This is a genomic window from Mycobacterium sp., from assembly GCF_044370595.1.
Classification (GTDB): Bacteria; Actinomycetota; Actinomycetes; order Mycobacteriales; family Mycobacteriaceae; genus Mycobacterium.
Map to the genome: position 1 here is coordinate 1 of NZ_JBILVF010000120.1, position 10,511 is coordinate 10,511.

At 67.5% G+C, this 10,511-nt stretch carries 14 protein-coding genes; all 14 read right to left on the reverse strand.

All coding sequences use genetic code 11. The features are described 5' to 3' along the window. Positions 1-157: 157 nt before the first annotated feature. On the reverse strand, positions 158-799 hold the full coding sequence (locus ADBZ5N_RS14000; protein WP_526258318.1) for an AAA family ATPase: 642 nt from the start codon (positions 797-799) through the stop codon (positions 158-160). Between the two features lie 168 nt (positions 800-967). After that, the gene (gene sppA, locus ADBZ5N_RS14005; protein ID WP_526258320.1) at positions 968-2,722 is read right to left on the reverse strand and encodes a signal peptide peptidase SppA; all 1,755 of its coding nucleotides are present in this window, start codon (positions 2,720-2,722) and stop codon (positions 968-970) included. Between the two features lie 50 nt (positions 2,723-2,772). Beyond that, the gene (gene rplO / locus ADBZ5N_RS14010) at positions 2,773-3,222 is read right to left on the reverse strand and encodes a 50S ribosomal protein L15 (RefSeq protein ID WP_526258322.1); all 450 of its coding nucleotides are present in this window, start codon (positions 3,220-3,222) and stop codon (positions 2,773-2,775) included. Continuing rightward, positions 3,219-3,410 carry a 50S ribosomal protein L30 gene (gene rpmD / locus ADBZ5N_RS14015; protein WP_526258324.1) on the reverse strand — a complete coding sequence of 64 codons (192 nt, stop codon included), beginning with the start codon at positions 3,408-3,410 and terminating at the stop codon, positions 3,219-3,221. Before rpmD ends, rplO begins: the two co-directional genes overlap by 4 nt. A gap of 2 nt (positions 3,411-3,412) precedes the next feature. Next, positions 3,413-4,117 (reverse strand): 30S ribosomal protein S5, encoded by a 705-nt coding sequence (gene rpsE, locus ADBZ5N_RS14020; protein WP_526258326.1) that lies wholly within the window; start codon positions 4,115-4,117, stop codon positions 3,413-3,415. A gap of 67 nt (positions 4,118-4,184) precedes the next feature. Continuing rightward, the gene (rplR, locus tag ADBZ5N_RS14025) at positions 4,185-4,586 is read right to left on the reverse strand and encodes a 50S ribosomal protein L18 (protein ID WP_526258328.1); all 402 of its coding nucleotides are present in this window, start codon (positions 4,584-4,586) and stop codon (positions 4,185-4,187) included. Positions 4,587-4,588: 2 nt separating this feature from the next. Beyond that, a complete protein-coding gene (gene rplF, locus ADBZ5N_RS14030; RefSeq protein ID WP_526258330.1) occupies positions 4,589-5,128 on the reverse strand; it encodes a 50S ribosomal protein L6 in 540 nt (179 codons plus the stop codon). A 22-nt stretch (positions 5,129-5,150) separates the two neighbouring features. After that, entirely contained in the window at positions 5,151-5,549 is a 399-nt protein-coding gene (gene rpsH, locus ADBZ5N_RS14035; RefSeq protein ID WP_526258332.1) for a 30S ribosomal protein S8, read from the reverse strand. 85 nt (positions 5,550-5,634) lie between these two features. Next, positions 5,635-5,820, reverse strand: coding sequence for a type Z 30S ribosomal protein S14 (locus tag ADBZ5N_RS14040; protein WP_005143893.1), 186 nt, complete (start codon positions 5,818-5,820; stop codon positions 5,635-5,637). A 4-nt stretch (positions 5,821-5,824) separates the two neighbouring features. Beyond that, the gene (rplE, locus tag ADBZ5N_RS14045) at positions 5,825-6,391 is read right to left on the reverse strand and encodes a 50S ribosomal protein L5 (protein ID WP_526258334.1); all 567 of its coding nucleotides are present in this window, start codon (positions 6,389-6,391) and stop codon (positions 5,825-5,827) included. Then, the gene (gene rplX / locus ADBZ5N_RS14050; RefSeq protein ID WP_526258336.1) at positions 6,388-6,711 is read right to left on the reverse strand and encodes a 50S ribosomal protein L24; all 324 of its coding nucleotides are present in this window, start codon (positions 6,709-6,711) and stop codon (positions 6,388-6,390) included. The genes rplE and rplX overlap by 4 nt, the downstream gene beginning before the upstream one ends. Continuing rightward, positions 6,712-7,080, reverse strand: a complete 369-nt coding sequence (rplN, locus tag ADBZ5N_RS14055) for a 50S ribosomal protein L14 (RefSeq protein ID WP_526258338.1) — start codon at positions 7,078-7,080, stop codon at positions 6,712-6,714. A 255-nt stretch (positions 7,081-7,335) separates the two neighbouring features. Further along, positions 7,336-8,238, reverse strand: a complete 903-nt coding sequence (locus ADBZ5N_RS14060) for a formylglycine-generating enzyme family protein (RefSeq protein ID WP_526258340.1) — start codon at positions 8,236-8,238, stop codon at positions 7,336-7,338. 25 nt (positions 8,239-8,263) lie between these two features. Next, positions 8,264-10,511 (reverse strand): arylsulfatase (locus tag ADBZ5N_RS14065; protein ID WP_526258342.1); only part of this gene is annotated, 2,248 nt, incomplete at its 5' end.

Consider the following 10,511-nt stretch of genomic DNA (forward strand, 5'->3'; position numbering starts at 1 on the left):
TCGGCATCAAGTTGTCCGGCGCGACCGCCGAACACCGCGACCAGACGATCGGTCAGCGCCAACGCCGCCGGTCCGCACTCGATCCGCCCGGCGAACCGCGGAAGTTCAGCCAGCGCCAACGGATTGCCCGCCGCCACTGCCAGCACAGCCGCCCGCGTCACCTCCGGCAACACCGCCCCGGCACGGTCCAGCAACCGCTCCGAATCCGCCACATCCAGAGAGATGACGCCAACGCCAACTCGTTCCAGCCCGTCGCGGAGAACACCGACCGATACGGCACCCGCCGCGCCGCTAGGGTACGCACCCGCTCAGGAGGCAGCCGGCGCCCCACCGAACCGAGCACCTCGGCACTGATGCTGTCCAGCCAGTGCAGGTCATCGACAACCAACAACACCGGGCGGGACTGCGACGCGAGGTCCAACAGCCGCAGGACCGACGCCGCCAACGGCAACCCCGACACCGCCGAACCCGCCTCGGCGCTGACGACCGGCGCCAGCACCGCGCGGTCGCACTCAGTCAACCCGGCCTGCCACTCGCTAAGACCGATCACCAACTGATTGAGCCCGCCCAACGCGAACTTCTCCTCAGCCGCAACCCCCAAGACCCGCACCACCCGCCAGCCCTCAGCCGCCGCCTGCGCGCAGATCTGCTCGAGCAACGCCGTCTTGCCCACCCCGGGCTCCCCGGAGACCACCACCGCGCGCTCGCCGTCAACGGCCAGCACCTCGGTGAGTCGGGACAACTCGGCCTCCCGACCCACCAGATCCACACCCGACACCACCCCTGCAGTATCGCCCACTACCGAAAGTTACGTACTTTCATCGAATCCAGAAGCACAGCCAGCCGACTATTCTTATCGGCCCGGATACCCCCAACTGCCCCCTGCGGGGGTGCACCTTGACCAGGCTGGGCTTTCGGGTTGCCGCCAGTCCCTGCGCGAGAAGGTCTGGCAGGTGACCGGCGTCCGCTAGAAGCGCCAGTCCCCCAGCCACAGCGCCGAGGTCCCCGTCAGGGAGCGCTCACTGCGCTCGACCAGGCCCGCGACCGCCGACCCCAGCAATCCGGCGGCGACGTCCGACGCGGATGCCGCCGGCTGGGAGGACTCCTTGGGCCGCAGAAAGTCCAGCACCGACGAACCCGGGTACCCGGCCAGCGTCACTTCGGTGTCGGCGTTCAGACCGGCCAGCACCTTGGCGCGGCGGACAGCGGCCCGCAGTCCGCCGAGTTCGTCAACAAGTCCGCGGGCGTGGGCGTCCGCACCGGTCCAGATCCGCCCGCGAGCGACCGCGTCGACCTCCTCGACGCTCAAGCCACGGGCTTCGGCCACCCGCCGCACGAAGTCGTCGTAGAACAGGTCGGCCTCGGCTTCAACCTGAGCGTGCTGTTCCTCGGTGAACGGCGCGTTGACCGACCACGCATCGGCGTTGGTGTTGGTACGCAACGAATCCGAGCCCAATCCGAGCCGGTCCTTGAGGTCTCGGGCCACGAGTTTGCCGGTGACCACGCCGATCGACCCGGTGATGGTGCCCGGATCGGCGATGATCCACTCTGCGGCCATCGCGACGTAGTAGCCACCCGAGGCAGCCACCCCGCCCATCGAGGCGACCACCGGTTTGCCGCTCTCCCGAACCCGGCAGACCGCACGCCAGATCGTCTCCGATCCGGTGACCGCCCCGCCCGGGCTGTCGACGCGCAGCACGACGGCTTTGACGTCGTCATCTGCGGCAGCGGCGCGCAGGGCCGCGGCGATGGTGTCTGCGCCGGCGCTGCCGCGGGACATCGGGAAAACCTGCGGGCCACCGCGGCCGCCGACGATCGGCCCGGCCACCGTGACCACCGCGAGGGTCGGTTTGCGGGAACGGATCGTCGGCACCCCGGTCCGGGTCTGCGCGTAGCGGGACAGGAAAAGCCGCGGCGGCGCGTCGTCGCAGTCGGGATCCTTGAGGTTCTCGACGCCAGCCAGTTCGGCGATACGCAGATAGGCCTCATCGCGAAACCCGATCCGGTCCAACAGCTTCGACTCAACAGCGTCGTCGCGCAGCAGCGGCGCGCGGTCGGCGAGTGAGTCCAGCGCGGCGGGCTCAAGCCCTCGGGACTCGGCGATACCCTGCCACACCTGGGCGTGCAGACTCTCGATCAGCCGGCCGTCGGCTTCCCGGTGCGCGGGGGTGTAGCTGCTTTCGGTGAACATGTTGGCGGCGGACTTGTACTCCCCGCGGGCGACGAACTGGGCCTCCAAACCGGCTTTGGTCAGGGCGTCCCGCAGGAAGAGGGCATTGGTGGCGAAGCCGATGAGTCCGACTGTGCCCGAGGGTTGCATCCAGACCTCGCCGAACACCGAAGCCAGGTAGTAGGACAGCGTGCCCGGATAGGTCTCCGCCCACGCCAGCGACGGCTTGACCGCGGTGAACGCCGCGATCGCCTCCCGCAGTTCCTGCACCGCCGCCGGCGGGGCGGCCGAAAGCTGAACCCGGGCGATCAGCGCGGCGACGCGGTCATCCTCGGCGGCACGGTGGATGGCGGCCACCGCCTCCCGCAGCACCATCGGCCGGCCCGCGCCGGTGACCAAGCGGACCGGGTCGAAGCCGGCCGTCTCCGGCGGCACCGACTGCAGGTTCAATTCAAGGATGCAGCCGTCGGGAATCCCGTGGTGGCGGACGGTGTCGATCCGGCGTGCCAGCCCACGCAGATCATCGGGCAGGCCGGGCAGGAAGGAGAGCATGCCCCGAGGCTACCGGTCACGGTTGACCCGGCGAGCAAACGCGAAATCGGTCAGGAAACCTCGGTGGCCGACCCGCCGGCCGCGGTGATCTTCTCCCGAGCGCTGCCACTGAACTTGTGCGCGGTCAGATTGACCTTGACCGTCAGCTTGCCGTCCCCGAGGACCTTCACCAGAGCGTTCTTGCGGACTGCGCCCTTGGCGACGAGATCCTCGACGGTGACGTCACCGCCGGCCGGGAACAGCCGGCTGATGTCGCCGACGTTGACCACCTCGTAGGAGGTGCGGAAGCGGTTGCGGAAGCCCTTGAGCTTGGGTAGCCGCATGTGAATCGGCATCTGCCCGCCCTCGAAGGTGACCGGCACGTTCTTGCGGGCTTTGGTGCCCTTGGTGCCGCGGCCGGCGGTCTTGCCCTTGGAGCCCTCGCCTCGACCGACACGGGTTTTGGCCTTCTTCTCACCCGGCGCCGGACGCAGGTCGTGCAACTTGATGACGTCGCTCATTTGCCGCCCTCCACCGGTTCAACTTCCACGAGGTGGTGCACGACGTTGATCAGCCCGCGGGTCTGCGGGTTGTCCTCGCGGACCACCGACTGCCGAATCTTCTTCAGGCCCAGCGTGCGCAGGGTCTCTCGCTGCTTCCAGCGCGCCCCGACGGTGCCGCGGACCTGGGTGATCTTCAGTTCAGACATCGTTATGCGCTTCCTTCACGCGCGGCGGCCGCCACAGCCGCCTCGCTCTCACGGCGCGCCTTGAGCATGCCCGCAGGCGCCACGTCTTCGATGGGTAGGCCGCGGCGGGCGGCCACCTCCTCGGGACGCTGGAGCATCTTCAGCGCGGCAACGGTGGCGTGCACCACGTTGATCGCGTTGTCGCTGCCCAGCGATTTGGCCAGCACGTCGTGCACGCCGGCGCATTCAAGCACCGCACGGCAGGCGCCGCCGGCGATGACGCCGGTACCGGGGCTGGCCGGGCGCAGCATCACCACACCCGCAGCGGCCTCACCCTGGACCGGGTGGGTGATGGTGCTGCCGATCAGCGGGACACGGAAGAAGTTCTTCCGGGCCTCCTCGACACCCTTGGCGATCGCCGCGGGCACCTCTTTGGCCTTGCCGTAGCCCACTCCGACCATGCCATGGCCGTCGCCGACGATGACCAGCGCGGTGAAGCTGAACCGGCGGCCACCCTTGACCACCTTGGAGACGCGGTTGATGGTGACGACCCGCTCGAGGTAGTTGCTCTTCTCCCCGCCGTCCCGACCACCGCGGCCACCACGGTCATCCCGCCGGCCGCGATCACCGCGGCCACCACGGTCGTCACGACCGCCACGCTCGTCGCTACGGGTACCCGCAGTGGGGGTGTCGGGGGCCACCTCGGGAGCCGATGTCTGCTCCGTCATCATGCGGTCCTTCCGTTTTCAGTCATGGTTGTCTCCCGGGTCGCTTCGCTCCTGCCCTCCGGGGTCATCAGAATGTGAGTCCGCTCTCGCGGGCGGCGTCGGCCAGTGCAGCGATCCGTCCGCCGTAGGTGTTGCCACCGCGGTCGAACACCACAGCCTCCACGCCGATGGCCTTGGCGCGCTCGGCGATCAGCTGACCGACTCGCTTGGCGTGGGCCTTCTTGTCACCCTCGACCGCGCGGACGTCGGCCTCGATCGACGAGGCCGCGGCCACGGTGGTGCCGTTTGCGTCATTGACCAGCTGCACGTGGATATGCCGCGAAGAGCGGTTGACCACCAGGCGGGGCCGCTGCTCGGTACCGACCACCTTCTTGCGCAGTCGGGCGTGTCGGCGCAACCGGGAGGCCCGGCGGGCGGCCGAAGCAGTGGTTCCGACCGGCTTGCGTTCGACGGTTTCTGTTTTCGCCATGTCTACTTACCTGTCTTTCCGACCTTGCGGCGGATCTGCTCACCCTCGTAGCGCACACCCTTGCCCTTGTAGGGGTCGGGGCGACGCAGCCGACGGATGACCGCCGAGATCTGGCCGACCTTCTGCTTGTCGATACCGCTCACCGAGAACTTGGTGGGAGCCTCCACCGCGAAGCTGATGCCGTCCGGCGGTTCGATGACGACCGGGTGGCTGTAGCCGAGGGCGAACTCGAGGTTGCTGCCCTTCTGCTGCACGCGGTAGCCGACGCCGAAGATCTCCATTTTGGTGGTGTAACCCTCGGTCACGCCGGTGATGAGGTTGGCGACCAGGGTGCGGGACAGCCCGTGCAGGGACCGACTGCGCCGCTCATCGTCGGGCCGGGTCACCACGATGGCGCCGTCGTCGTTGCGCGAGACGGTGATCGGCTCGGCCACCGTGAGTTCCAGAGCACCCTTGGGGCCCTTGACCCCAAGCTTCTGGCCGTCGATCGTGACGTCGACACCGGAGGGGACCGGGACGGGCTGCTTACCAATACGCGACATGTCTAAACCTCTCCCTGTCCGGCTACCACACGTACGCGAGGACTTCGCCGCCCACGCCCTCACGTGCTGCCTGGCGGTCGGTCTTCAGGCCGGCGGACGTGGAGATGATCGCCACGCCCAGCCCGCCGAGAACCCGCGGTAGGTTGGTGGATTTGGCGTACACCCGCAGACCGGGCTTGGACACCCGGCGCAGACCGGCGAGGCTGCGCTCCCGGTTGGGGCCGTACTTGAGTTTGACCACCAGCGACGTACCGACCCGAGCATCTTCGGTGCGGAAATCGCTGATGTATCCCTCGCTCTTGAGGATCTCGGCGATGTTGGCCTTGATCTTCGAGTGCGGCAGGGACACCTCGTCGTGGAACGCCGAATTGGCGTTGCGCAGACGTGTCAAAAAGTCTGCGATCGGGTCCGTCATGGTCATGACTGGGACTTCACCTTCCTCGCAGCGGTTCCCGCCCGGGTCAATTCCCGTGGGGCCTGCTGCGCACCTAATTCGATGTCTTGGACTACCAGCTGGACTTCTGCACACCCGGCAGTTCGCCGGCATGCGCCATCTCGCGCAGACAGATGCGGCACAGGCCGAACTTGCGGTACACCGCGTGCGGACGGCCGCACTTGTTGCAGCGGGTGTAGGCCCGCACCGCGAACTTCGGCTTCTTGTTGGCCTTGTTGACCAGCGCCTTCTTTGCCATCTGCTCAGTTCTCCTTGAACGGGAAGCCCAGCGCCCGCAGCAGCGCCCGTCCCTCGTCGTCGTTCGTCGCCGAGGTGACGACGGTGATGTCCATACCGCGGGGCCGGTCGATGGAGTCCACGTCGATCTCGTGGAACACCGACTGCTCGGCCAGGCCGAAGGTGTAGTTGCCGTGGCCGTCGAACTGCTTGGGGCTCAGGCCGCGGAAGTCGCGGATACGGGGCAGGGCGATCGAGACCAGCCGGTCCAGGAACTCCCACATCCGGTCACCGCGCAGCGTGACCCGGGCACCGATCGGCATCCCCTCGCGCAATTTGAACTGCGCGATGGACTTGCGGGCCTTGCGGATCTCCGGCTTCTGGCCGGTGATCAGCGCGAGGTCGTTGACCGCGCCGTTGATCAGCTTGGCGTCCCGGGCGGCGTCGCCGACACCCATGTTGACGATCACCTTCACCACGCCCGGGATCTGCATCACGTTGGCGTAGTTGAACTCTGAGTTCAGGGCATCGCGAATCTCGCTGCGGTAGCGCAGCTTCAGTCGCGGCTGCACCTTCTCTTCGACAGAAGTCATGACTTGATGTCCTTGCCGTTGCGCTTGGAAATGCGGACCCGCTTGCCGGTCTCGGAGTCGACGCGGTAGCCGACACGGGTGGGGTTGCCGTCGGAGTCGACGACCATCACGTTGGAGACGTGGATGGCCGCCTCCTGGGTGACGATGCCGCCGGAGGAGGCGCCGCGCTCATTGGCCGACTGCGCGGTGTGCTTCTTGATCCGGTTGACACCCTCGACCAGGACCCGGTTGCGGCCCGGGAAGGCCTGGATGACCTTGCCCTTGGCGCCCTTGTCCTTGCCGGAGATCACCAGCACGGTGTCGCCCTTGTGGACCTTCATCTACAGCACCTCCGGGGCCAGCGAGACGATCTTCATGAAGCGCTTCTCCCGCAGTTCACGGCCGACCGGGCCGAAGATGCGGGTGCCGCGCGGGTCGTTGTCGTTCTTGATGATCACCGCAGCGTTCTCGTCGAACTTGATGTAGCTGCCGTCCGACCGGCGGCGCTCCTTGACGGTGCGCACCACAACGGCCTTGACGACGTCGCCGCGCTTGACGTTGCCGCCGGGGATCGCGTCCTTGACGGTCGCCACGATCACGTCGCCGATGCCGGCGTAGCGCCGCGATGAGCCCCCGAGCACCCGGATGCACAAGATCTCCTTGGCGCCGGTGTTGTCGGCAACCTTGAGCCGCGATTCCTGCTGAATCACCAGATCTCCCTACGTTGTGCACGCACGGGGAAGATTTCTGCGCAAGCAGGCAGAAACAACCCGATCGTGCTTGGTCTTTGTCACCCCGGAGCACGCGGGGCCAACGTGGTCACGCCGGCCGAGGTCTGCCCCAGGCAACCCCCGAATACTAGGGGATGGGCAGGGCACGAGCCAAATCCAGGCAGTTTCGCACCTGAGGGTCCCCTGGGCTCCCCTGGGCTCCCCTGGGCTCCCCTGGCCCGGCGCGGGAGGCTTTTAGAGGGTCACCACGCAGCGGAACCCGATGTGGGTGGTGGAACTGTCCTGGGACTGCGGGGAACGGGCGGCCGGGCGGAAGCGGTGGCAGTATTCCGGCGCGCACAGGTGCGAACCGCCCTTGAGCGCCTGAATGATGCTCGGATCAGGTTCGGCCGAGGTGGGGCAGCAGGTTGTCGCCGACCCGTCGGGCGCAGCGTGCCCGCGTTCGGAGTACTTCGTGGTGGTCCACTCCCACACGTTGCCGATCATGTCGACCAGGCCGAACTGATTGGGCGGAAAGGTCCCGACCGGGGAGGTGCCCAGCCAGCGAACGGTGCCCATCCCCTGGGCGCCGTCGTTGCGGTAGGGGAAGCGGCCCTGCCAGGTGTTGGCCATCAGGGCGCCGTCCAACCGCGGCTCCTCACCCCAGGCGAACGCGGTGGTGGCGCCGGCACCGGCGGCGTACTCGAACTCCGCCTCGGTGGGCAACCGGCGCCCCGCCCACGCCGCGTACGCCCCGGCATCCGGGTAGGCCACCTGGACGACGGGGTGGTCCTCCTTGCCGGCGATGTCGCTGTCCGGCCCGAAGGGAGCACGCCAGTTGGCGCCCGGCGCCCAATCCCACCACTGCCGCCAGTCGCCGAGGTTCACCGGCCCGGGGGTCTGCCGAAAAATCAGCGCTCCGGGCAGCAGGTCCTCCGCGGCGACGCCGGGGTACAGCGCGGGATCAAGCGGACGTTCGGCGACGGTGACGTAGCCGGTATCCGCCACGAACGCCGCGAACTGCGCGTTGGTCACCGGGTGACGTTCGATCGCGAACGCGCCGATCGTGGCGGTGTGGACCGGCCGTTCCTCGGGGTAGAAGCTCCCCGAACCCATCTGGAATGATCCACCCGGCAGATCGACGAGTTCAGTGAGCACGGCTTTCACCGTAGTCGGCGCGAACTCAGTCCCTGGCGAACGCCAACGCCAGCTCCCGCTCCCGGTCGATATAGGGGGTGCCCGAGGTGTCGACGACCACCTTGACGATGGTCCCGCCGCTGAAATCGAACGGCGCCCGGTAGGCCCCGCACACCGGCTGCCCGCCGTTGCGGCCCACCTGAACCGAGGCACCTGCCAGGCCGAAGGTAGCCGGATGGGTGCGCACGGCGGCCAGGGTGGCCACCACCGCGTCGTCGACGTAGAGCGACGCCGTCCCGACCGGGGTGTGGCTGCCCTCCGCGGTGCCGGTGCGCTCGTAGCGGACGCCGAAGACGTGCTTGCCCAGGGGAATCGGATCCGGTGCGGTGACCGACTGTTCGTCCTCGCCCATGAAGTTGTAGACGTAGTGCAGCCGGCGGTCCTTGATGAACAGCACGTGCCCGCCGTGCCCGGCGCCCTGCTTGAACAGCACGCCCTCGGCGTCGGCGGAGTCGACGGCGACTTCGGCGAGCACTGAGAACGACATGCCACGTGGTTCCACCATGGCGCCGAGCCCCACCGGAGCGGTGCCGGGGTAGTAGGTGAACGTGGTCTGTCCCGCAGTCAGCGTCGGCCGGAACCGGGTGAACGTCTCGATCACATTGAGGTCGCCCAACGGAAGCCCGTTGTACTTGTCGGCTTCGGAGAACCAGAGGTCTTTGAGTTCGGCGAGTTTCGCCGGGTTCTCCGCAGCGAGGTCACGGCACTGGCTACGGTCGGCGGCAATGTTGAACAACTCCCAGCGGTCGTCGTCGAAATGCCCCCAGCCGGCCGGACTGGCGGCGTGCACGGTGTTGGCGAACCAACCGTCGCTCCAGATGCCGCGGGTGCCCAGCATGGAGTAGAACTGGGTGGTCTTTCCGGTGTCAGCGGCCGGATCGGTCAGTGCTGCAGCGAAACTCACACCTTCCATCGGCCGTTGCGCGACACCGCCCACGGTGTCCGGTGGAGCGATACCGAGCAAGTCGTACACAGTCGGGGTGATGTCGGCGACGTTGACGTAGTTGTCCCGATTCTCTCCGTGGGCGGCGATACCGGCCGGCCAGGAGATGATCGCGGTGTCGACGATGCCGCCCTCGTGGGAGGCATAGCGCTTGAACAATTTGTAGGGCGTGTTGAACGCCATCGCCCAGCCGATCGGATAGTGGTTATAGGTCGACGGGCCGCCGAGTTCGTCATAGAGGCGCATGCTGTCCTCGACGGTGTCGAGATAGCCGTTGAAGAACTTGACCTCGTTGACCGAGCCGTTCGGACCGCCCTCGCCAGAGGCCCCGTTGTCGGAGATCACCACGATGATGGTGTTGTCCAGTTGGCCGGACTCCTCGAGGTAGTCCAGCACCCGGCCGATCTGGGCGTCGGTGTAGGACAGGAACCCGGCGAACACTTCGGCCATCCGGGCGAACAGTCGCTTTTCCTCGTCGTTGAGCGACTCCCAGGGCCGCACCGTGTCCTGGGCGGGCCAGGGCTGTCCGCCGGCGCTGTTCGCGTCGGCGTAGGGGTTCATCGGTGACAACTCGGTTTCGGGCGGGACGATGCCGAGGTCCTTCTGCTTGGCCAGCACGATCTCGCGGTAACGCTCGTAGCCCATGTCGAAGGTGCCCGCGTACTTGTCCGCCCACTCCTTGAACACATGGTGCGGCGCGTGACCGGCACCGGGGCACAGGTAGGTGAACCACGGCTTGGTCGGTGCGATGACTTTCGCATCCCGGATGAACTCGATGGCCTTGTCTGCCAGATCCTTCGACAGGTGATAGCCGTCCTCCGGCGTGCCGGGAGGGTCCACCGGGTGGTTGTCGTAGACCAGGTCCGGGTACCACTGGTCGGCCTCCCCGCCGAGGAAGCCGTAAAACCGTTCGAAACCCCGACCCAGCGGCCAATGTCGTTTTGTGGCGGCCAGATTGGACTCCTCCAGCGGGGTCAGGTGCCACTTGCCGACGCAGTAGGTGTTCCACCCGCGCTCGACAAGGACCTCCGAGAGCAGCGCGGCGTCGGCGGGAATCCGACCGCTGCAGTTGGGGAACCCGTCGGTGAACTCCTCCACGGTGGCCATCCCGACGCTGGTGGGGTTGCGGCCGGTGAGCAGCGCCGCGCGGGTCGGCGAGCACAGCGCCGTGGTGTGGAACTGGGTCAGCCTCACCCCGCGGTCGGCGATGCGGCTCATGGCCGGCATCTGCACCAGTCCGCCGAAGCAATCCCAGGTGGCGACGCCGACGTCGTCCCACACCACGTACAGC